The 23,711-nt window shown below is 27.5% G+C and carries 19 protein-coding genes and 1 riboswitch; of the genes, 1 reads left to right on the top strand and 18 read right to left on the bottom strand.

Annotated features, from left to right (window positions below; all coding sequences use genetic code 11):
* The first annotated feature begins 59 nt into the window (after positions 1-59).
* The gene (locus TVTCOM_RS02605) at positions 60-1,193 is read left to right on the top strand and encodes an SLC13 family permease (protein WP_434798291.1); all 1,134 of its coding nucleotides are present in this window, start codon (positions 60-62) and stop codon (positions 1,191-1,193) included.
* A 64-nt stretch (positions 1,194-1,257) separates the two neighbouring features.
* Here TVTCOM_RS02605 and cooS read toward each other — a convergent pair whose 3' ends face one another.
* The 18 genes from cooS to TVTCOM_RS02515 form a co-directional block, all read right to left on the bottom strand.
* The gene (gene cooS, locus TVTCOM_RS02600; RefSeq protein WP_434798290.1) at positions 1,258-3,174 is read right to left on the bottom strand and encodes an anaerobic carbon-monoxide dehydrogenase catalytic subunit; all 1,917 of its coding nucleotides are present in this window, start codon (positions 3,172-3,174) and stop codon (positions 1,258-1,260) included.
* A gap of 217 nt (positions 3,175-3,391) precedes the next feature.
* Positions 3,392-3,772 (bottom strand): DUF1540 domain-containing protein, encoded by a 381-nt coding sequence (locus tag TVTCOM_RS02595; protein ID WP_434798289.1) that lies wholly within the window; start codon positions 3,770-3,772, stop codon positions 3,392-3,394.
* A gap of 71 nt (positions 3,773-3,843) precedes the next feature.
* Entirely contained in the window at positions 3,844-4,362 is a 519-nt protein-coding gene (locus TVTCOM_RS02590; protein ID WP_434798288.1) for a hypothetical protein, read from the bottom strand.
* Positions 4,363-4,709: 347 nt separating this feature from the next.
* A complete protein-coding gene (locus TVTCOM_RS02585; RefSeq protein WP_434798287.1) occupies positions 4,710-4,910 on the bottom strand; it encodes a hypothetical protein in 201 nt (66 codons plus the stop codon).
* A 780-nt stretch (positions 4,911-5,690) separates the two neighbouring features.
* Entirely contained in the window at positions 5,691-7,319 is a 1,629-nt protein-coding gene (locus TVTCOM_RS02580) for an IS1182 family transposase (protein ID WP_434797079.1), read from the bottom strand.
* Positions 7,320-7,531: 212 nt separating this feature from the next.
* Entirely contained in the window at positions 7,532-7,696 is a 165-nt protein-coding gene (locus TVTCOM_RS02575) for a hypothetical protein (protein ID WP_434798286.1), read from the bottom strand.
* Positions 7,697-7,853: 157 nt separating this feature from the next.
* The gene (locus tag TVTCOM_RS02570; RefSeq protein ID WP_434798285.1) at positions 7,854-8,942 is read right to left on the bottom strand and encodes a restriction endonuclease subunit S; all 1,089 of its coding nucleotides are present in this window, start codon (positions 8,940-8,942) and stop codon (positions 7,854-7,856) included.
* Positions 8,935-11,301 (bottom strand): N-6 DNA methylase, encoded by a 2,367-nt coding sequence (locus TVTCOM_RS02565; RefSeq protein ID WP_434798284.1) that lies wholly within the window; start codon positions 11,299-11,301, stop codon positions 8,935-8,937. The genes TVTCOM_RS02570 and TVTCOM_RS02565 overlap by 8 nt, the downstream gene beginning before the upstream one ends.
* 250 nt (positions 11,302-11,551) lie before the next feature.
* A complete protein-coding gene (locus TVTCOM_RS02560; RefSeq protein ID WP_434798283.1) occupies positions 11,552-12,853 on the bottom strand; it encodes an NCS2 family permease in 1,302 nt (433 codons plus the stop codon).
* A gap of 102 nt (positions 12,854-12,955) precedes the next feature.
* Positions 12,956-13,054, bottom strand: a riboswitch (purine riboswitch).
* Between the two features lie 274 nt (positions 13,055-13,328).
* Positions 13,329-14,504, bottom strand: coding sequence for a hypothetical protein (locus TVTCOM_RS02555; protein ID WP_434798282.1), 1,176 nt, complete (start codon positions 14,502-14,504; stop codon positions 13,329-13,331).
* A 234-nt stretch (positions 14,505-14,738) separates the two neighbouring features.
* Positions 14,739-15,257 (bottom strand): potassium channel family protein, encoded by a 519-nt coding sequence (locus TVTCOM_RS02550; RefSeq protein ID WP_434798281.1) that lies wholly within the window; start codon positions 15,255-15,257, stop codon positions 14,739-14,741.
* A 16-nt stretch (positions 15,258-15,273) separates the two neighbouring features.
* A complete protein-coding gene (locus TVTCOM_RS02545; RefSeq protein ID WP_434798280.1) occupies positions 15,274-15,525 on the bottom strand; it encodes a hypothetical protein in 252 nt (83 codons plus the stop codon).
* Between the two features lie 36 nt (positions 15,526-15,561).
* Positions 15,562-16,680, bottom strand: coding sequence for a hypothetical protein (locus tag TVTCOM_RS02540; protein ID WP_434798279.1), 1,119 nt, complete (start codon positions 16,678-16,680; stop codon positions 15,562-15,564).
* Positions 16,681-16,711: 31 nt separating this feature from the next.
* Positions 16,712-16,951, bottom strand: coding sequence for a hypothetical protein (locus tag TVTCOM_RS02535; protein WP_434798278.1), 240 nt, complete (start codon positions 16,949-16,951; stop codon positions 16,712-16,714).
* Between the two features lie 198 nt (positions 16,952-17,149).
* Entirely contained in the window at positions 17,150-18,868 is a 1,719-nt protein-coding gene (locus TVTCOM_RS02530; protein ID WP_434798277.1) for a hypothetical protein, read from the bottom strand.
* A 269-nt stretch (positions 18,869-19,137) separates the two neighbouring features.
* Complete coding sequence (istB, locus tag TVTCOM_RS02525) at positions 19,138-19,905, bottom strand: IS21-like element helper ATPase IstB (RefSeq protein ID WP_434797372.1); 768 nt, start codon at positions 19,903-19,905, stop codon at positions 19,138-19,140.
* A gap of 19 nt (positions 19,906-19,924) precedes the next feature.
* The gene (gene istA / locus TVTCOM_RS02520) at positions 19,925-21,463 is read right to left on the bottom strand and encodes an IS21 family transposase (protein ID WP_434797373.1); all 1,539 of its coding nucleotides are present in this window, start codon (positions 21,461-21,463) and stop codon (positions 19,925-19,927) included.
* Between the two features lie 251 nt (positions 21,464-21,714).
* Positions 21,715-23,214, bottom strand: a complete 1,500-nt coding sequence (locus TVTCOM_RS02515) for a reverse transcriptase domain-containing protein (protein ID WP_434798276.1) — start codon at positions 23,212-23,214, stop codon at positions 21,715-21,717.
* Positions 23,215-23,711: the final 497 nt, after the last annotated feature.

Genomic DNA, 23,711 nt, shown 5'->3' with positions numbered 1-23,711 from the left:
ATTTATTCTATATAATAGTGTAAAATCTTCATGTCAAAATTTATTATTTGGAGAGAAATATGAGTGAAAATATTCAAGCACGAGATTTAAAATTAGAAAATTCATTTGTTGAGTTTATAAAAAAAGAATGTGTTCTAGCTATAGCTCTTACCCTTGCTATAATTAGTTCCTTTGTTTCCACACCTAAAATGTCATACATTGACTTTAAGGTACTTATACTATTATTTAATCTTATGACAGTTGTTGCTGCTTTTAAAGAATTAAAAGTACTAGATAGCATAGCTGTAAATTTATTAAAAAAGTGTGATACTTACACTTCCATATCATTGGCATTAGTATTTATAACATTTGTATCTTCCATGATTGTTACTAATGATGTTGCACTTATTACATTTGTTCCTCTTAGTATAGTTATTGCAAGAAAAGCTAATATTAATGTGCTAAAAATAGTTGTACTACAAACATTAGCCGCTAATCTTGGAAGTAGTTTTACTCCAATGGGTAATCCTCAGAACTTATTTATTTATTCTTTTTATAATTTAAGTCCTATGGACTTTTTTAAGATAACTTTACCTGTAGTTGTTTTATCCATATTATTTTTAGTTTTCCTTGTTTTTAAAGATAAGAAGATGAATTTAAGTTTAGATTTAGAAGATGTTAAAATTAATAACAAAAGAGATGTTTACTTATTTAGTATATTATTTTTAATAATCTTATTATCAGTTTTTCATGTTATTGATTATAGAGTTACTTTTTTAATAACTATAGTTATGGTTTTTCTTTTAAATAAAAACTTATTTTCACAAGTTGATTATTCATTATTAGTCACATTTGTTGGATTTTTCATATTTGTAGGTAATATGTCTACTATGGATGTGGTTAAAAACTTTATGGAGGGTATTTTAGGTAGTCCTCAGTCTACATTTTTGTCTTGCGTTGTATCTAGTCAGTTTATTAGTAACGTTCCTGCTACTATGCTTTTGTCTGGATTTACTCATCAATTTAAGGAGCTGCTTTTGGGTGTAAATATTGGTGGCATGGGTACTTTGATAGCTTCTCTTGCTAGTGTTATTTCTTATAAGATTTATGCTGGTGAATTTGGAAATGATGATTATATGAAGTCTTTTACTTTTTATAATGTTTTAGGTTTGGCTGTTTTTGTACCCCTTGTTTATGTTTTTGTTGTATTGTAGTAGATTTAATATGAGGAGTATATTGTGTTAATCAAACACAATATACTCCTTATTTTAATTGATATTATTTAAGTCCAAGTTTTTGTCTTTTACTTATTATATGAGCTTCTATATCCTTTGCAGCTTCAACTGGATCATCTCCTAAAGCTACTTTACCACCTGTTAACCCCTCAACATCTTGTGTAAGAAGTTTTACTAATTCAGGAGCACCAGTAACAAATGGAGTAGGGGATAAATGTGTATATGCTCCGTATGCTACTGCAAAAATACCATCTATAGTAGCCTTTTGTTCCATCCACTCCGGAGCAGTAACAGCTATAGGAAGGTCTGGAATATCAAGATCAAGATGATCTGCTAAAGCAGTAACAAGCATTGATATTCTACCTGTATCAGTACAAGTACCAAAACTTAGTACAGGAGGTATTTGAAGCATATTACATACTTCCTTCAAGCCTTCTCCTGCATATTTTTCTATAGCATCTAAGTTGCATAATCCTGCTACTTCAAGACCATGATTACCACAACCACCAGCTACTACTAATATATCTCTTTTTATTAGTTCTTTTGTTATATTAACTGTATTCCAGTCTTGAGGACCATTTCTAAGTGTAGAACAGTTTGCAAGTGCAACAATACCTTTTATTTTACCTGATGTAATTACATCAACTAATGGATCAAGTGAATTGCCAAGAGCACCTAAAACAGCTTCTGTTGAAAATCCTGCTATAGCTTTTGTAACATGTTTAGGTACCATAGGTTCGATTTTTCCATGTCTTTTCTTAAAGTTATCTATTGCTATTTCAATTAGATTATTTGATATTTCATTAGCTTGTTCTGGGTAATATGGCATTTTATGTTCTGCACCTGGTACACCTATTATTGTACTTAGACTAACTAATGCTACTTGATATTTTTCAGCGTATTGATCTATAGCTGGTGGTGAACAGTTTTCTTCCATAGCAATTGCATCTACTGTACCAGTAGCAAGAAGTGGTTCTATAGTTAACCAGTTACCCATAAGACCAACAAATATATCGTCAACTTCGTATCTTTGTAATAATTCTTGTCCTGTTTCAATAGAACCAATTACTCTAATTCCTTTAGCTCCAGCAGCTATAGCTTCATCTTTATATTCGCCTTTTCTAAGTTTTTCTATAGTAAGGGCACCTATCCAAGGTTGATGTCCATTAAATACTATATTTACATAGTCAGGATCCATTATACCTAAGTCAACATCTACCTCATGAGGCATAGGTGTTCCAAATAATATATCTTGTACCATTTCAAGACCTATTAAAGCTGTATATATAGTAGATAAACCTAATCTAAGACCTTTTATGGCAAGTGATACATAATCTCCATCCACATTTGTTAAACAACTTGCAATTGAGTTTTGAACTTCATGGTCAACACCAGAAGGATAAATATGTAGATTTTCCCATACTGCTATTCTTTTCTTTGGAGCAAAGGCTTGTGTCATTATACTAGGTTCATCAGGTCCTGCTTTCATATCTTTATCAAGTAAATCAGCCAATTGGATAGCAAGTTGATTAATATCTTGATTAGCATCTATTCCTACTTTTTCACACATCCATTTTAATTTAGCTTCATCTTTGATTTCAAATGGAGATTTACCTTCACCAGTGGCTCTAAGTGTTCTATATGCTTCATATGCGTGATGTGCATATGTAGCTGCACCCATTATATTTCTCATAAGGAAATTTCTCATAGCCATGGCATCTGGTCCGATACCACAAACCCCTTTATCAACTCCTGTTTTTTCATTAATTCTACAAGGACCTTGTGTACATAATTGACAACTTAGACCTTGAAGACAAAACTTACATCTTATTTTTTCTTGTGGGTCCCATCTTGAAAACACACTTGAAAGGCCATCAGTTTGTATTCTCTTTAACATTTCTTCAACGGAGTCATGATAACTTACACGGCCTTCTAATTTTTCTTTAATTGTTTCACTCATATTTTTTATTAATCTCCTTCCTATATTTTCTTATTATTTGATATCATTTAATATTATTTGCATATTACTTGACATTATTCTAATATTTCCATTTTGTTATAGTATAAAATATTGTGATAAAGGGGTGAAATAAATCTTCCAGTAGATTGTACGAAAAAGGGATGAACTCTATGTGAGTTCATCCCTTCATCTTTGTGGAACTATCTTTTTATAAGTATTAAACATGTTCTCCATAATCAAAGGTATGGCAACATGCATTGTATTCACCTATTTGAACACTTTCTGCATAACATACTTTATTTTTATTATATTTACAATTATGAGCTTCACATTTTATATCAGATGGTTTTGTAGTTGAGTTACCTGAGCTATTTACAAAACTGCTATTAGAGTTATTAAAAAATGATTCCTTTTCTTTAGGGTCTCCAGATAGACTATTTACAATACTGTTATTATCTTCATCTACAAAACTTGTACAAGTAGTTCCTTCAACGGATACTGCACCTAGTCCACTTACATGTATGTAACCTGCTTTACATTCATAATCTCTATTATGTGCACAATCTGTTGCGTTACATTTTAAATTCCCTCTTTGCATTTCGCTTACCTCCTTGATAAATATCTATTTTATTATTTCCAAAAGGTAAAATATAATTCGATTTGATGTTTTTAATTTTCAATATAAATAGTAGTTACATAATGTGTTCTTATATCCTTCTCTCCTTCTTTTTTATATGTAGTCTTAAACATTATGTAATGTCCCTTGCTCTCTTTAAAATATAATTTATAGGATTTTTCATTATCTTTAAACTCTCTTGCAATGTACTCAGCTTCTTTATCTTTACAGGGTATTTTTTTTACATTATCTTTATTTAGTTCCTTAGAAACATAATCTTCTACAAAACTTTCAATTGACTCTTTCTCACTAAAACAGTAGGCTTCTATTGTATCTTTACTATCTTGATCAAGTAGTTTAAATAAAGGTATTGCTGTAAATGAATTTAAATTTATCTCATCTTGGTTAATATCTTCAAACTCATATGTAAGTTTTTCTAAGACAGTAAATCCAAAATAATCATTTTTATAAACGCCTTTATCAACATACCCTTGTAAATTATTTGATTTACATCCACTTAAAAAAATCATGATTAATAAGATATAAATATTTATGTATTTTTTTTCTTTCATATTATCATCCCTTTCACTAATTTGTTTGAGATGCTGTTCTTAATGCTATGTTATCCCTTACATATATTTAAGAATATACTATATGATTTTCGATTTTAGTTCTATAATTTTCCACATTATTAAGGATTTGTAATATGTTTCAATTTTCAGAGTTAAAAGGGTATCTTTCTGATTATGTGCTAAAAGACAAAATAAAAGGAACCACCAAACTATAAAGTCTAGTAATTCCAAGTGTTCTACATTTCTACGTCTATGTATTGGTGAAAATTATTCGTAACAATCAAATCCTATTTTTAACTTTTAAGGTTAATTATTATAGGCTCGTCTACATTCTAATATAAATTTATTTATTGTTCTAAATATTTATCAAATATTATTGTTGCCAGTTCTTCCTTTGTTAAAGTTTCAAGACTTGGTATATCAGATAAGTCCATTTCCAATAAAAATTCTCCGCACTCTACTTCTAGATATGACCCACTATCATCTGATTTGATTTCCCATCCTTCTAAGTCTGCTACTATATTGGCAATTCTTTCTTCTTTAGTCATTTTTACACCTCTTTATCTTAATGTATGTATAATTTAGTTTAACTTTTATTTTAAATTTTATCAATCCAGTTAGTAAATATAAAGTAGTAATTTTTTTATATGCTGGTATTCTTTTTTCTTATCGTAACTCAAAAGATTTACAATTATTATTTTTCACTTCTATAAAATATTATCTACAAATAAGTCTGGAAAAACAAGATACCCATTATATGGTCCTCAAAAAACATTTGTCAGAAAATCATCTTAAGAAGGAAGGTACTAAATAAGACACAAGGGAACTACACATTATGTGCTTATGTATCCTAGCGGCAAATGGGAACTTAATCAAGGCAACAATTTGTAAAGCAGTAAAATACAGGTGTGTAACTAGTAGTGTGCTTACTGTTCTTATAATATATACTAGAGTAATAAATAATAATATAATATAGGAAATAGGCGCACGCACACACATATACACGTATATACGTATATAGAAAAGTTTGACCATAAAGAACGGACTAAAGAACGCAATGTAGGCACACCTGATTCGGGCAGAAATAAAGATGAATGTTTTAATTGAAGGTTTCTCCTCAAAAAAACCAGGGGTCAATGTCATCAACTTAATGATTTTCAATGAGGCTGTCGCATAAACGATTGAAAAATCGTTGGGCGATAGCTCCTTTTTACTTATTTAAAACTCAAAACTACTGAAAATAATTTTATTTCACTTATATTTACTAAAAATAAGCATGACAAATAAAGGTATTTGAAATACCGTTTTTTTAGCTATCTATATTAAAATTAAGCGATTTTCTTTAAAGGATGAAGGGATGTTTTACATTTTCCATTTTGTATTTTATTATGCAATTTATTTATGTTATAAGCCATTCCTAATAAAATACATTCCGCTAAAATATTTTTTTCACCTTTACATAAAAACCTTCTAAATTCCATGTTTTGTTTTATTTGAGCGAATGCTCCTTCGGCTTGAATACTTCTATTCATTCTTAGTTGAATACCTTCGGTACTCACTATTCTTTGTAAATTTCCTTTACGTTTTTCATTAAATACTTTTGAAATATTAAGTTTTTTAGTTCTATCTTCTAAAGGAGTTTTACAGTTATTTCCTTTAATGCATTTAGTTTTAAATTGACATCCTTTACAATCTTCGCACATATAACAAGTTATTTCACACTTGTATCCAGTTGTACTTTTTCTGGTTTTTGTGCTAGTAACAGTTAATTTCTTATTGTTTTTACATAGATAATAGTCATCTTTATCGTTGTAAGACATATTATCCATTCTACCAATATCATTTTTATATTTTCTTGTTTTACTAATTTCATAATTAGCTGGTTTTATAAATGATTGTTGTCCATTTTTTTCTAGATGTACATAGTTTTCTTCACTTTCATATCCTGAATCAGTTATTACTTTAGGATATTTAAAACTTAAATATGACTCTGCATTTTGTAAAAATGGTATTAGAGTAGTTGTGTCAGCTGGTTGAGGTCCTGCACTTATCCAGACTATATATTCAGAATCAACTCCAAACTGAACGTTGTAAGCAGGTTTTAATTGACCATTTTTCATATGATCTTCCTTCATTCTCATGAAAGTGGCATCTTTATCTGTTTTAGAGTAGCTATTACGTTCACCCATTATATGTAAATCTTTAGTGTATTTTTTTAATCTATCAATATAGCTATCTAATTCTTCAATAGATTTTTGAATAGGCGATTTTCTTTTACCTTTACCATAAACAAATACAACATCTTCTTCATTTGCTATTTTCTTAAGTTTTTTTAGTAATTTTTTTAGATGATGCATTTTGATTTTGTTTTTATAAATTAATTTGATACCAAAATCTTGTTCACATTTTAAAACGAAATTAGGTATTTTATCCATCATTTTTTGCATATTTTTTGTTACAGCTTTTTTCCAAACAAAAGTATATCTATTAGATGACGCTTCTATTTTAGTACCATCTATAAATATTGTTTCTTTTGAAATTTCATTTTTATCTGCAAGCATATTTGCTAATTGGGCAAGTAATTCTTCAGATACTGGTGCGAAATGTATACTACGAAATCTGGCAATTGTTGAATGATCTGGAGCGGAGGCTCCGCCTAAAAGATACATAAAATTAACATCTCTTTTGCATGCATTTTCTATTTTTCTTGAAGAATATAAGCTATTCATATATCCGTAAACAATGATTTTTAACATTTCTCTTGGGGTTATTGTATTTTCTCTAATTCGAGAATAAGTCTGATATAACTTTTCTAAATTCATCTCCTCTATAGTTTGACTTAATAACCTCACTGAATCATCTTTTGGAATTAAATAATCAATCTCTAGTGGTAATTTTAATTGATAATTATCACCATACTTAGTATAATCAATTTGTATAATATTTTGTTTGGTCATAAAATAATTATACAAAAATCCCAAGATCTTTTGAACTTGGGATTTATTTTTTTATGCAAAAAGGGCATCGCCCTATTTTTTTAGTGCGACAGCCCCATGTTTAATTTATAAACAACTGATTGAGTTATATAATCAGCTATATAAATAATTTTATTAAAAGGTGATAGAACTTACCCCCTCCCAGCTTAATAGGCCTTTAGATGATATTCTTACTAGCTATTTCTTTTAGCATTTTGATTATATTTGTTTATTCCAGTATAGGGTTTTCTAGGATAACTTCTTACAGGTCTTATAGGGACTAAATTCGAAACTATTTCATCTATCATTGAAGTATACATATTTCTACTAGGATCATCATCTTCTTCTAATGCTATCATTATTACATAGTCTCTAAATGTAGCAAGTTCTTGACATAAACTGTCAAGAACTGCACCTCCCGGGGGAAATTCAAGGACGAAGTCCTTGTTGCTATCTATGATTTATTTTCTTAAACTAAATCTAATTTTATTCTATTGGTAATCTTATAATTTAAAATTAGTATTCTAAATTATAATTATCATTTAAATTGCCATATATCTTTTCTCCAAATGGTAGAAATTTAATATACTTATCCATATATTCAAAATCAGGTATTTTTTCACCATCTTCAATAATATAAGGTAATTTTATTTTTAGTTTTCCTAGCCTATCTCCCGCTACCCTTCCATATGAAAATCTAAAAAATTCAATATTAATTACTACAGCAATAAATTTTAGAAAATTTATATTTTTATCAAGTTTCCATAAATATTCTTGATATTTTTTCTCTCTTAATATCAAAGCTTTTACTCTTGTACCTATATAAAAATCACTAGACTGTACTGTTGCAAAAAAATTTCCTCTATCAGCTAAACTTATTGTATTTTTATGTGAAAAAAGCTTATATGACTTATATTTATCATAATTTGATAAATCAATAGTTGTACAAGTAATTCCATTATTGCTTTTACCATTACCTATTACATTGTGCTCACCAGGTATTAATTCATAGTAAATTAAATCTCTGCCTGTATAAATCTCAAATATATCCTCTAAAATAAAATTACTCCATGAGTTTATATCTAAATCTATGCTAGGTTTATTTCTAGTATTTAATTTTTTAAATTTAACTTTTGTATATATATTTTTTATATAAGTACCCATGTAGTCCCAATCTGGTAACCCTTCATTAGTTGCTGGTAATAAAATCTTTTCTTTTTCTATTCGTCTATTACTTATCTCCCTTGCAAAATTATATTTATATTTAATAGACTCTAAAATAGGTTTCAAGTATAACGCTATTTCTTTTGTTAATGTAATATATTTATTTTTTAACCATATTACAGTTACATGATCTGATGCTACAAAATTATAATCATGAAAAAATAAGTACCCAACACTACCACTATTAGATAGTGTCATCTTATTTTTGTATACCTTCATTTTTTCAGGTGGTGTAATATAATTATATATACCATTATTCTTCTTAGTAGATGATATATATGCTGTTTCTCCATTTATCTGCTCTATTTCTGTTAACCTACTTCCTCTTTTAAATTCAAATATCTCATCAAATTGGAATAGCTTTTTTTCCGCATTATTCATATGATTCCTCCATACTTTGTTCTACATTTTGACCACAATATGGACAATACCTAAAGTCTTCTTCTACTTCGTTAAAACAAGAAGGACATTCAAATTGTTTATTATAGTAATCAGCTACTATATTCATTAAATTAACTTCTGTAATTTCCTCATCTAACAAATCAAGTTCAACTTCAGCTTCAAACAGAAGTTGTTCTTCTATTGCGGATATAAAATCTTTTTCACTCAAACAACTATAATCGGTTTCTGAATGAGCATATATTAACCATTCATCATTATCTTTTAGTTTTGTCTTTAATAATGTAACATTATCTTCCTTACCTTCAGGATTTTTTATTTTTTCTAACATATTATTTTTAATATTATTCCACTTGCCACAGATATCGGTTCTACCTTTATTTTTTGTTAATATAAATCCGTCATCTTTTAAATCATAAAATATAACCTCTTTATCTCCTTGAGGTGTACCAACTTCGAATACAGATATTGCTGTATTACTTGCCGCATTAGGTTGGAATAGATCTCCAGGCATATTAATAACATACTTTAATGTATTTTGTGATAAAATAGATTTTCTCATGTTATTTTCTTTAAAATATGTAGATAATGGAGCTATCATTATTACATATTTAGATACATGATTTAGTAATCTCTCTAAGAATTGAATCTCTTTCTTTGTCGGATTAGACGAACTATCCTTCCCTCCATAAGGAGGATTTATAAAACCTATAGTGGGTATTATGCCTGATTCATTTAGTTGCTTCAATTCATCATCTGCATTTCCACTAAAATAATCCTCATAGTAAATTTGTGATTTTCCATCACCCCTGAATATCATATTAGATATTGCTAGAGAATACATTGTTTGATGAATCTCAAATCCTATCAATTGATTACTTTTAACTGAGTTATATATTGATTGGGCTTGTAGTTTTCTTTCTTGATAAATTGTAGATTTTATATTATCTGCTGTTTTTTTATGTAGCTCACTTATCTTTTCAGCAATATCTTCTTTTTCTGCATCTGAATATAAAAGTTTATCATAATATTTGTCATTTTTATCAAATTCATCATTTATATTTTGGATAATATTTATAACTTTTAATATTTCAATATCATCACTATTTCCTATCTTATCTATAAGTACTCTAGTCTTTTTACTTTGAATATTTTCATATAATTGCAATAATTTATTCATTCCTGCAACTAAAAAGGCTCCTGTACCACAAGCTGGATCTAATATTACATCATCACAATCTATCGGTATTAATTCTGTAAAAAGAGTAGTAATGTGATGTGGAGTTAATACAATTCCTTTTTTTACATTTGAAACACCTGCAAATCTTAAGAATTCTTCATAAAATTTACCAATAATATCATAATTACTTATTATTTGAAATTTTGATACTACATTGGTTCTCAATTCATCTAGTATATCTATTAACACATTACTTGTTGTTAGGATTGCATCTTGTTTAACAAAACCTAATTCTGTACTAATAACTGCCCTTTTATTTTCCATTATCCCTTCTTCTTTCAAAATCTTATCAACTCTAGGCTGAATAGATTCAGCAACAGTAAGTGGGCTCCATGATTTATATTGTCTAATAAAATTATTATCTATATTTTTATTATCATACTCAAATAAGCATATCATTAGTGCCGATAATAATATGGGTCTTTTTTGTGAGTCAATAGTTCTTAATTTTTTATTAATCTTTTTAGATGAATTAGTAATATTAGATATTAAATCCTCCTCAACTGCATTGTTGTAAATATTAATATAGTCATCTTCATTAATTATAGTTTTTATTTCAGTTTTTTCACATATCCCATCTTGTATTAATACATATGTAGATATTCTATGATTATATACGTCTTCTAAATTTCCTGATATGGCTATCCCTACAATTCTCCAATCTAAAAAATAATTCTTAATTATTTCTTCTTGAATATTACTTTGCTTAAAAAAACTCATATACCAAAGTATACCGTCAACAGCATATCTAGCTGGAATAAAATCACTATCCTTGCCAAATATCTTAATTTTTTCTGATTTTTTTGTTATTTTTGAATTTGTTATTGCTTTCAATACATATGTATCAATTGTATTATTTTTATAACTATTTGATATATGTTCACCTATAGATGGCTTATCTTCAATTATTATTAGCAACTTTTTATGCTCATTAACATAAATATGATCTGGTATTCCTATATTCCCCTCTCCAGACTTAGATGTTATTGATAATACTTTATTTATCTCTACATTATCTGTATAATCCCCCCAATTAAATTCATATTCAAGGTTATCTAGTATTCTTGCTATTTGTCTATCATTTTTATCCTTCTTGGGCATATTCTCCTCCTATAATATGTGTATATATACATATATATTATGAAGGCAGTTGATATTTTCCATTTTTTATAAAATATATTATCAATAAATAAAAAAACTACTAAGCCATAAACTTAGTAGTTCTTTGTACTCTTTCGTGGTTTTGAATGGTGGAGATGATTCACTACAATCATACCCACGATTTATTTTTACACAAATTTATATAATTTTCATTACCAAATATCATACAAGAAAGCAGTTCTCATTGTTATTAAATCATAAAGTACACTAAAAATAATACACCTAATCCGCACATTACAGGGTGAACTTTCTTTATTTCACCTTTACATGCCATTAATACAACATAAGCTAAAAGTCCAAAGGCAATTCCTTCTCCTACACTATATGTTAAAGGCATTAGTATTATTGTTAAAAATGCTGGTATAGCTACTTCTGACTTACTCCAGTCTATTTCTGCAAATGACATACATAAAAGTGATCCAACTATTATTAAGGCCGGTGCTGTAACTTGAGTAGTTACTACACTTAATAATGGTGAGAAGAATAAACTTAATATAAATAATCCAGATGCTACTACACTTGAGAAACCTGTTTTAGCACCAAGACCTATTCCTGATAAAGACTCCATACAAGAAGTTGTATTAGTTGTCCCAAATATAGCTCCTATACAAGTTGCTACAGAATCAGCAAGTAATGCTTTTGAACCATTTTCCACAGTCCCATCTTCTTTTATTAAACCTATTTTTGAACCAACTGCCACTAAAGTTCCCGCTGTATCAAAGAAATCCATAAATAAGAAAGTAAATACAACTAACATCATTTGAGGATTAAATACATCTTTTAAATGAGTAATTGCTACACCAAAAGTTGGTGCCATTGATGGAGGCATTGATACAATTGCAGTTGGAGCATCCACAACTCCAGTAACTACTCCAGCTATAACTGTTATAATTATTCCTAAAAATATTGCTATATTAACTCCTCTTACCATTAATATTGCAATTACAGCAAGTCCAAATAATGATATTAATACTGATTTATCAGATAAATTTCCTAAACCAACAAATGTAGCTGGATTTGCTACTACTATTCCTGCATTTTTTAAACCTATAAACGCTATAAAAAGTCCGATTCCTGCACTAACTGCATGTTTCATATCATTTGGTATTGCTTTTATTACAAGTTCTCTCAATCCTGTAATAGATATAATTAAAAATATAATTCCTGATAATAAAGTTGCTGAGATAGTAGTTTGCCATGGTACTCCCATACCCATACAAACCCCAAATGCAAAGAATGCATTAAGTCCCATACCTGGTGCTAAAACCATTGGGAATTTCGCTATTGCTCCTATTATAAAAGTTCCCACAGCACTTGCTATTGCTGTAGCTGCAAATACACTTTCTTTTGGCATTCCTACTTGAGATAAAACTCCTGGTACAACAAATAAGATATATGCCATAGTTAAGAAAGTAGTTACTCCGCCTAGTATTTCAGTTTTTAAATTTGTTCCTTTTTTCTCGAATTCAAAATAATTAGAAATGAAATTCATAATATGTCTCCTTATACTTTTCTTTAACTATGTATAAAGGATAATGGAAATATTTTTAGATAGATTTATTTAGCTTAATTAGCGTAAATGTAATCTATTGAATGCAAAAATATACCTTATCGTAGTCAAATCATTGGTGATTTGGTAGAAACCGTTGATCCATTATATCAACTTTATACGATAGCTCTTTTGTTTCACTTATTCTAACATGATTTATAAATAAACACCATATTTTTTTATTAAATTATACTGTAAAATTTTTGGATATGAACTATTACTAGGATTTAAGATATTCATTTTGATTAAGATAAGTAGTCTATATTCTTGATATTTTAGGTTCTATATCGTCTAAATAATCCACCAGTATAAAATAAAATCATATAGGCCATTACATCAATGTAATTCTCGTAAATTTGAATAGTTGAAATTAGGCTACTCCTGTTGAATACTCCACAAAACTAAATATTTAACTTTTTTAATCTTTAATATATACGTATTCTTTATCTATTAAAAATTCTAATGGTTCATTGTATAACTTATTTAATCTATTTATATTGTCAACAAATAATCGAACTTCGCTGCTTCTAGCATCAATAATATTTTTAAGTGTTTTATTAGTTTTATTAGATTCAAACTTTTCTAATCGTCCACTTGTTTCGATTAATACCTCATCTATTGGTGATTTACTTACTACAGGAACTTTAGCAATTAATTTTCCTGAAATTTTGCTTACTCCCGCCAATCCATTTAATAAATGAGATTCCATAGATGTACTGGCATACCCTTCCATCAAATTATAACATTCAGTATATAATTCTCTATATTTTAAAGATGAGTTTTCAATTTGATGAGAAATACTCTTAAGATATTCTGAATCGAAATTGCCAAGCAGTATTACTTCGATGAATGAAGCAAATGAAAAAATATATAAAGCTAATTGATAATCTTTGAATTCTGAATAGATTTTTTTTATCTTATTCTTAACGTTTTGATCACTATGTAAGAATGATTGTTTTTTTAATTTGTTACTGATTTGATTTTGGTGAAAATCAATACTTTGGACGGCATAATGTTTGATGTCTTGAACTAAAATATGTTTATTAACTTTGTATTTCTCATTATCCCAATTATATTTATAATTATTTAGTACATCATATAAAGTATCTAAACTTCCATTTAAATTTGACTTTTCTTTTTGCTTTAAAAATTCAATTATTTCTTGTTGTGTTTCTAATATACAATCAAGTTTTTTGTCTATACCCATTAATGTTACTGCCATAAAAAGCATTGCTGGATTATAAGGCATTGTTGTAATTTGTGTAACGTTATCTTGTTTTATCCATCTAGCTTGACCAATTAATTTGCTATTTGGACCAAGTGCAGTACCTAGTGCTCCTGTTCCATCTTTTGCCTGTGCTAATTTAGCAGCTCCTTCAGGTAAAACACATTTATATAATCCATCAGTATTAATACTCTGTGTTATCGTACGTGTAGCCTCAGATAAATTTGAAAATCCAACCCCTAAAGTAGATAATTTTGATAATGGAAATTTTGTGTATTGTTCAACATTAATTTTTTCACTATGAACAGATGGAATATATTCCATCTCTAGCATTATATTTATTACTTCATTATTATCCTTTGCATCCATAAAAATCTCCTTATTTATTTAAATTTTTTTAATTCAAAGCAATATCTAACTAATAAATTTCTACAAAATACCTGTTAAAACCTCTTTAATTTATATTTTCATAAAATTAATAATTGTGTGCTAAAAGGCAAAATAAAAGGAACTACCAAACTATAAAGCCTAGTAATTCCAAGTATGATACGTTTCCACGTTTATGTATTGGTGGATATGATTTGCTACAATCAAACCCACAATTTAAGTATTATCATCCTTGTCGTTATAAATAGCTAAATATTTTTTCATAGAGTCAGAAAAATTTAATACAACAAATGCTATAACACATGTAAACATAAACGCCTCTATTGCTGCTGTAAATTTAGCTAAATATGTTAATGGTAAAACATCCCCATACCCTAGCGTTGTAAAAGTAACGAAGCTAAAGTACAATAAGTCCAAATATGGCATTCCATTATTACTTAATTGAAAAGCCTCATTATTATCAGAATATATAACGCAATAAATATTAGTAAAGACGACTATTAATAGTAATAAGTTTAAAATTAATATCGCCATATTAGGCTCTTTCTTGCACTCAACTATCGATATAATTACAGGAAAAATATACATTATTCCTAGTAAACCAATCATTTTCAAAATTAATTTAAAATTTTCATCAGATACTATAGTTGTTATATAACCAATTATAATAAATTGAATAATCAGACCTATTATTGATAAATAAATATTAGCTTTAATTTTATCTATGTATTTCATCCCTAAATCCTTTAAATTATAATACATCTATGTCTTCTATATAACTAAATCCTATGTTAAACTCTCTTTTATCATCAAGTAATAAATATAAAATATCATCTTCTTCCTCATCTTTACCTAACTCCATAGACAATACTATACCTTCATTTATATTCCCATCAAAATCGCTAACTTTTACTTTATCACCTAATTCAATATACATGTCCATACCACCTAAATTATTTTCTTTCGTAACTTTTATACATGGTATAATATTTGTAATTATCATAATTTCACTCATCCCTTCCAATAATATATTTTATTATTAAAAAATATTCTTGTAATACTTCTTCCTTCTTTCTACTCTATTAGTAAGCTGAGGGTTTAAAATTTCAATTATATATCTAGCAATTAACTCTAAAAATATATTAACATCATTAATGTGCTTGTAATTATTTAAATAATCATATCTAGCATTTAGCCTACCACCTCCACCATGAGCCACTGCATTTCTTCCTGTTTTATATATAATTTCTCCAATACTCTTATTTTTTAAATATTCATGTTTGCTCCATTCTTTTTTTATAATTTTAACTTCCTTTTTAAGGTTGCATACTAAATTTACAATATGTTTACTTTCATTATCTATTTTTTTATATGTTCTAAAGTATAATGGATTATATCTATGCTTCATTATCTTATCTACATAGTATTCAATTGCATCTTCAACCTTATACTCTGATGGCATTTCTAACTTCTGATAATGATATCTAACACCATACTCAAATACTCTATATAAAAATACACATCTTGGCAATGGTTCAAATTGTTTAAGCGATGCATGATATAGTTCAAATAATATTTCATGTTCAGTTTCTTCAAAATATATAGCACCTTGCTTATTTACCTTTATAAGCGCACCTATCATAAAAAGTTTATCTTCTTCATCTTTTCTATCAAAGAATTCTTTATCTCTTAATCTTAAAATATCTAATAAGTCAAATTGCTCATACAAATCACATATTTTTCTGTTAAAGCTATGATTTCCAGTAAAATAAAAATATGGTGTAGCATTAAAATACGCTATTATTCCTAAAAGAGTATTCTTAGTTTCTTCTCTAGATTTTTCATTATAAAATACAGAGAAATGACTACTCTCTGAAACCATGATATTAATATCTTTATAAAAAAATATATCTTTTGTATATCTAGATGGATTACTAGGTCCTATAAATGTACTAAAAGTATTTATATAGAAACTCGGTATATTTCTTAATATATATAATTCCTCGTTTATCTCTGCTATTCTTTGTTCTAGTTTTAACTCCATATATAGTCGTATATTTTCATTTAAAGACTTACTTTCATCAAATAAGTATAGTAATCTACTTTTATACATATACTCTTTATTTTCTTCTAATTCTTTTGAGTATTTAATTTTCAAATTATTATTTTTAATATTTATAAGTAATTTATTATACTTTTTTTTTGCATGATTTATAAACTACTATATATTGGTTAATTAAATCTTGCTTTTCATCATAAGTTATTTTAGAATTTCTTTCTTTATTTAATTCTAAAATAATTTTTATATACTCTTCAAGTTCAAAATACATTAGTATAACTGGGATTTCATAATAACTATATTTACTTAAATCTATTATATTTTCATTTATTGACTTATCTATATATATGAGCTTATCCTTTAATTTCAATATAACTCCCCCTTATAAACATATATTTCTACTTTTCATCAAAAATCTCCTTTTAATAATTATAACTACTAAAAATCAACTTTTATATTTAAATAAAAAAACTACTAAGTCATAAACTTAGTAGCTCATTTTCCCTGTTACAGAAGGTTTATATGGTGGATATTCTTCATCGTAATCAAACTTTGGTTTTATTTGTTATTATTTATATAGATCATATATTGGATAATCCATAAATTTTTTCTTATCTATAATATTTTTAAAATGAAATTTAAAGTATTCTTCACTGTCTAACAATATATCTATAGATGCCATAATCTCATTATAATTATCATCTTCTAAACTTTTTTTACATTTAAGTTCATATAAACATTCTTTAGTATCTTCACATAATTTAGATTCTTTTCTTTTCTCTATTTGTGATTTATTTATAATGAATATCTCATTGGTTATATTATCCTCAAATTCTTCTAATATATATTCAGCTAAATCTAAATAATCATTTTCTCCGCTAATGTCCCATGCTTTTATTGATTCTAAAGCTAACAAATTATATTGTTCACTCAACATAATTTTATTATCTTCATTACAACTTCCAATTACAGAGCCTATTGATTTTTTCACTATATTGATATTAAAATTATGTGATAATAAATCTAAATGGTTTAATATCGAAAATTTGCCCATTGATATATTTATCCCTCCAAACTCACCAATTAAATCAAATGCTTCATCCTCTTCAAAATAATCAATATAATATTTTAGTTTATCTATCTCCATACAAATTAAAAGTATTTTATTACCAAAAAAATCTACTCTTATAATGCTTGGTGAATATAGTTGTTCATTTTCTTCTAAAAATTCACTAAATGATTTAGTATTCATAAGTATTTTTAAAGTTTCACTATCATTTATAGTCATTTCAGATAATTTTATACTCTCTTTAGCAATACTAAACTTTTCACATACTTCAACTAAATCTAAGATAAGTTTTTTATGCTCTGACATAGTTTTTAATTCATTTTTTATTTTGGCTTCTTTGCTTTTATCTATAATACCCTCTATAAATTCTATTGTATTTAGTCTAGTTACTATATCTTTTGTTGAAGATTTTATAGTAATCTTATTATTTGTTATATCATGCTCTATTCCATCTCCTATAATCTGTATTTGCCTGTCAGGATAATTAACTAATTTAAAATTATCAAAATATTTTTTGTCATTTATAATTAGATTTCTCTCAACATTATATGCAAATGATTTTAATTCAATTTTATCTATTATGGGTATGTATGCTTCAAATTCGTCTTTAGTATAAAAATATACATCTTTATTTAACATATTAAAAAGATTTCTATCACCTACAAATTCTATCTGCTTATCTTTTATCTGATCTAAAGTAATAGCCATCTCAACAAGATTTATGCCTTGCCTGTTTCTATGTAATAAAAATTGATTGCACTCAATATTAAATTCGCTCTTCTCATTCAATATGTTATTAATATGAACTGCCTTGCTATTGGTTCCATTTTCAGCTATCTCATTTATTAAATTCTTAAGATCTACAGGCAATAAAAATCTATAGAATATCCTATATTCTGTGTTGCTTATTATCTGAATTACAACAAATAGAACTCCTCCATCATTATAATAATTTTTAATATCGCTAAGTTCCATTTGAAAGCTAACAAATTTTCTATCAAATTTATTTACCTCCGTACCTTTAACTTGTACAGGTATTTTACCCTTTAATAAACTTTTTTTGTGATTGTTATCTTGATATAAATATATATTTCCATCCCAAGATGGCTCTTTATCATTCCAGTTAATATTTGGATTTATTTCTTTAAAATTACATAAAGACATATTTAAAGCACTAACCGATATCATTTCGATTTGTCCTTTTGATAATTTTCCCATTATAATTCCCCCTAATATAGCTTACCTTTAATGTTATTGCTTATTTCATCTTATAACTTCTATCACTCGCAAACATTATACCATATTTTACTATTCATCTGAAATTAGCTTAATTTACATTCAATATAAAAAAACTACTAAGCCATAAACTTAGTAGTTCCTTTTTCTCCTTTTCGAGGGTGTTTTTTATACTTAGAATTCATACCAAATCACAATTAAAAATTCTACCACCCCAGCATGAATAATTTTTTTAGTAGTATAATTTACAATCAATTGGAAATACTATTTAACCATTCTTTGGTTTCTTTTAACCTATAAGAATTTCCATTCATATTTACCACGTAGGATTTATGAGTTAACCTATCGGTTAATGCTGCAGTCATAACTGGATCTCCTAAGATTTCATTCCATCTATCAAAAGATAGATTTGTTGTTAATATTGTAGACTTAAGACCTGTTCTTAAGGATATATTAGTAAACAACAGCTCCGCTCCCTCTCTATCAGAGGAAATATATCCAAATTCATCTAAAATAACCAAGTCATATTTTATTAGCTTGTTTTGAAAAGCCCTTAAGGATTTTGTTGACTTTAATTCCTTTAATTGGGTAATAAAAAGTGGAACAGTTGTAAAAAATACTTTATATCCTTCTAAACAGGCTTTCATCCCCAAGGCGATAGCCATGTGGGTTTTGCCTGTTCCAGGATTACCAGAAAGTATAACATTTTGCCCTTCCTCTATAAAGTTTAGGCTACTTAGATGTTTTAATTTATTTTGAGCATCTTTAGGAAGTGCTCGTATATCAATGTCTTCGAGGTATTTCTTGCAAGGAAAATTGGCTATCCTTATTCGACTTTGAATTAAGTTATACTTTCTTATATCATATTCTTTCTGCAACAATCTGAATAAAAACTCATCATAAGGAAGATTATTTGACAAAGCATCTTCAATAGATTCTTTTATATCTGTCTTTATAACACTGAGTTTTAGAGATTCTGCGTATTTTTTAACATCATCTATATAAGAGTTATTACTCACTTTTTTCACGTCCTTATTTTTATAATAAATCATTAAATTCTGATAGCATATTTATGGAATTAGCCATAATATCATCACTACGATCCTCTAAATATACTAGTTTGTTATCATCTTTTAAAGAACATATATATTCTATTTTATCCACACTAATATCAGTAGGACACATTTCTTGTATGTGTTTAATTGCATTAAATACAGGTGTAATTCCATACTTACCAACACACGCTATAACTGTTATAAATTCTTTATCTTTATTCTTAAAGTAAGAGTTATAAATATCTTTTAGAACTTTATCCATCTGTTCAAAAGCTGCGCTACTAACAAGAGCCTTTGGCTTTCTATATAATGTATAAATATAGTGTGAAATGTCAATTTTCCACTTGTTCATTCCATTAACTTTAGTATATTCACACACTTTTTCTTCGTTATAAAATACAATTATTTTGTTTGTATAAACCTTACATCTTAATAGTTGTCCAACATAATTGTCTGGAACAGAGTAATAACAAGAGTCAATCATGATTGTTGAATACTTATTTACTCTGCAATCTTGTATTTTTGATGTTTCATATAAAGGCATCTCTGGAAGTAAATTTTTTCTTTCTTCTTCTAATAATTCCTTTGAAGATTTCTTTTTCCCGAAGGGACATTTATTATTTATTTCATCTAAAACGTTCATTAGATGAAGGTTTGCTTCTTCCAAAGAATTAAACTCTAGTTTTTGACTAAATGCTTTTCTTCTAACGACTTCTACACTTTTTTCAACATGACCTTTTTCATTTCCACTACGTACATTACAAAATCTATAATCAAATTTATAATATATAGACAATTTTAATAATGCATCAGTAGGCTCTTTCTCTGATGGACCTAAAAATTTTTTTACAGCCACCCTTGTATTATCATATACAATTGTATTAAATACACCGTGGATATGTTGAAAAAAGTATGCATGAGCCTCTAAAAAGCATGCTGTATCTTGCTTTGGGAATAGCTTAGCCCATCTATAATTACCAAATGCTGATGTAAAAATGGCTAATTGATATTCTCTAAGAATATTATCCTCAATATATAGTTTTACAGTACCAAAATCAAATTCAGCTATATCACCAGGAATGTATTCTTGTTTTATGAACGCTTCGCGTTTCTTATGTTCAATCTTATTTATGGTATTTGTTACTGAAGTATAACTAATATTAAATCCTTCTTTATTAAGAGCATCACATATATCTATTTTTTTCATCTGCTGTTTAGAAAGCCCTGATAGTCGTTTATTTTCATTCTCTTTAAGATAGTATTTAATCCTTTCAATTACCTCTTCAGTTACTGCTGTTTTTGACCTAGGTGATGATTTATATTTTGGTTTCTGTGTTATTTCATCAATTAAATCCACTTTTTCTGTTTCCGTAAGGTTTTCACCTGCTTGGCGAAGCCCTTCCTCATACTCTTTGATATATTTTCTTATGGTATCTCTAGCTATTCCAGTTTCTCTTTGAATTTCTCTTTGAGATTTATTATTTTTTATATAATCCAAAATAATCTTTTGTTTATCTTTCAAATTTATCACCCTCGCACATCCTTTTATACTTCATATTATTACCAAATATTATGTGTATAAAAGAATTGGAAAATTCTGTGGTGGAAGAATTTTTAATTAATTTTTGGACTAGTAATAGTTTGTACTAAACACGAGGGTTTGAATGGTGGAGATGATTCACTACAATCAAACCTACAAACTATATACATTTGAGTTTTTTATTATATTAATCATTTATACAATACATATTATATTATTTTTATTTAATGCTATTAATTATAATAATTATAAATATTAGATAGTGGATTCATTACCCCATCAATACCATAGTCAGATACACCTTTTCTTATAGCATTATAAATCTTAGTAAAACTCGGTATTTCCATCAATCCTTTTTTCCCTTTATATTGTTTTGTTTTACACTTCTCTATTATTTGATTCTTATTCATATTAAAAGGAAATTGATTATAGACGTCATGTCCAGCATTATATAGTAACTTAGCTCTCAATTTTAAGCAATTGAAAATAGTGAAAACTAACCAACCATCAAGTTCCTTCAACTGCTCTTCATCGTCAATAAGTGGATAAAAACTCATTAACCCTTTAAAATTTAGCCTTTTATAAGAACCACTTAAATAAAGATTTAATAATTTATCATTCAAATTTCCATATAAATATCTTCTAACTTGCATTATTGCAGTTACAAACATAGCATCTTCATTATTATTAGGTATCGTTACAGCTATAAATGGTCTCACTTTAATTGGCTGAATTAGATTTCTATACAACAAATAACTAATTTCTTGTTTAATCTCTCTAACCTTATCATCTTTTATACTTACCTTATCCCCTGATAATTTATAGCCTAAAAAGTTAATATATTCTTTTGTTTTATAAAATTCAGATGGCATATTCCTTCCTGATAATAAGCTAATCCCCTCAGATTTCTTGAAATTTATAGGTACTCCTGTTTCTTTCGAGAATGCAGATATAATTTCAAAAGACTTACATATTTTTGTATAATCATTTGACCAAATTACTGTATCATCAGCATATCTAGCAAATCTCAATCCTTCCGACTCAAAAGCACGATCAAGTTTCCAACATACTACATTAGCAAGAAACAACGAAATAGAAGTTCCTTGCGGAATACCACGCTTATTAATACTAACAAATGCCCTAATTAATTCTCTTTCATAATCATTTATAATAAATCCATTTTGATCGAATTGATTATATAAGTACTCATGATCTATTCTCCCAAAAAAATCACTAAAATCAAATTCTGCAATAAATAGTCTCGGATGAGATTTTAATTCTAAATAAATGTCTTGAACTGCATAGTGTACATTTCTATCATCTCTATATGCATAAGATAATGAGCTAAATCTATGTTTATTCTTACTCAATAGCCTATGATATAAATAATTTGAAATTGCTGCATCTGGTATCTGATAAACAGCTATCTTTCGTGCTCCTCCTGAAGATTTTGGTACTTCACGGATATATGGATTATTTGGTTTATAGATTCCATTATTAAGCTTATATTTAATTGATTTTGATATTTGTTTTGCATGTTTTATTACATAAAACGGATTAAATTTTTTATCTACTTCCCAGCAATCTGGTTTTTTTATCTCCTTAACAGGAGGATTTTCTATTCTTCTCTTATTACGCTGATATATAATTTCTAAATTATTATGATATGCTTGATAACGCATAGCATTTTTTCTTGCTTCATCTTCTATTGATTCGTATATTATATCCCTCATCATATTTCCCCTTTAGTTTTAAAATACAAAAGCTCCTACAAAAGTAAGAGCTTCCACGGATACACTAATCACTATATATTATCGTCATATAAAATTCCTCCATTCTATAAATTTTTTATTATCTTTATTCAAATATACTTCTATTAACATAAAAAAAGGCATCAACATAATTCCTTATGCCAATACCTTTTCGAGTCTTCAATTGGTGGAGATGAATCTCAGGAACAAAACCCACGATTCAAACCCTTGTAATTCAATTCCTCTTTTACATTATATCTCTTATTCTCTATACCTACTTTATGATATTTATATCTTATAAATCTTAATGTAAACTCATTATATGTATATAATATAATTTACTTATCTCCAAACGCGCATTCTTCTATTAATCTAAAAGATTATACTATTATATGTATAAAATATAGTACGTAAGGTAGGTTTGACTTCGGCTTTTTTAAATCATTTGTATGAGTTTTTTATCATTAAATGTATATTTC

This window comes from Terrisporobacter vanillatitrophus (assembly GCF_051148895.1).
GTDB lineage: Bacteria > Bacillota > Clostridia > Peptostreptococcales > Peptostreptococcaceae > Terrisporobacter > Terrisporobacter vanillatitrophus.
The sequence above is the reverse complement of the archived record's forward strand: the minus strand, read 5'-3'. Positions and strand labels throughout refer to the sequence as shown.

Coding starts and splice junctions, on each gene's coding strand:
- TVTCOM_RS02550 (WP_434798281.1), bottom strand. CDS start 15,257: ATGAAATACATAGATAAAATTAAAGCTAATATTTATTTATCAATAATA.
- cooS (WP_434798290.1), bottom strand. CDS start 3,174: ATGAGTGAAACAATTAAAGAAAAATTAGAAGGCCGTGTAAGTTATCAT.
- TVTCOM_RS02515 (WP_434798276.1), bottom strand. CDS start 23,214: ATGAGGGATATAATATACGAATCAATAGAAGATGAAGCAAGAAAAAAT.
- TVTCOM_RS02565 (WP_434798284.1), bottom strand. CDS start 11,301: ATGCCCAAGAAGGATAAAAATGATAGACAAATAGCAAGAATACTAGAT.
- TVTCOM_RS02570 (WP_434798285.1), bottom strand. CDS start 8,942: ATGAATAATGCGGAAAAAAAGCTATTCCAATTTGATGAGATATTTGAA.
- TVTCOM_RS02545 (WP_434798280.1), bottom strand. CDS start 15,525: ATGATAATTACAAATATTATACCATGTATAAAAGTTACGAAAGAAAAT.
- TVTCOM_RS02590 (WP_434798288.1), bottom strand. CDS start 4,362: ATGAAAGAAAAAAAATACATAAATATTTATATCTTATTAATCATGATT.
- TVTCOM_RS02575 (WP_434798286.1), bottom strand. CDS start 7,696: ATGATAGCATTAGAAGAAGATGATGATCCTAGTAGAAATATGTATACT.
- TVTCOM_RS02595 (WP_434798289.1), bottom strand. CDS start 3,772: ATGCAAAGAGGGAATTTAAAATGTAACGCAACAGATTGTGCACATAAT.
- TVTCOM_RS02605 (WP_434798291.1), top strand. CDS start 60: ATGAGTGAAAATATTCAAGCACGAGATTTAAAATTAGAAAATTCATTT.
- TVTCOM_RS02560 (WP_434798283.1), bottom strand. CDS start 12,853: ATGAATTTCATTTCTAATTATTTTGAATTCGAGAAAAAAGGAACAAAT.
- TVTCOM_RS02555 (WP_434798282.1), bottom strand. CDS start 14,504: ATGGATGCAAAGGATAATAATGAAGTAATAAATATAATGCTAGAGATG.
- TVTCOM_RS02530 (WP_434798277.1), bottom strand. CDS start 18,868: ATGGGAAAATTATCAAAAGGACAAATCGAAATGATATCGGTTAGTGCT.
- TVTCOM_RS02585 (WP_434798287.1), bottom strand. CDS start 4,910: ATGACTAAAGAAGAAAGAATTGCCAATATAGTAGCAGACTTAGAAGGA.
- TVTCOM_RS02580 (WP_434797079.1), bottom strand. CDS start 7,319: ATGACCAAACAAAATATTATACAAATTGATTATACTAAGTATGGTGAT.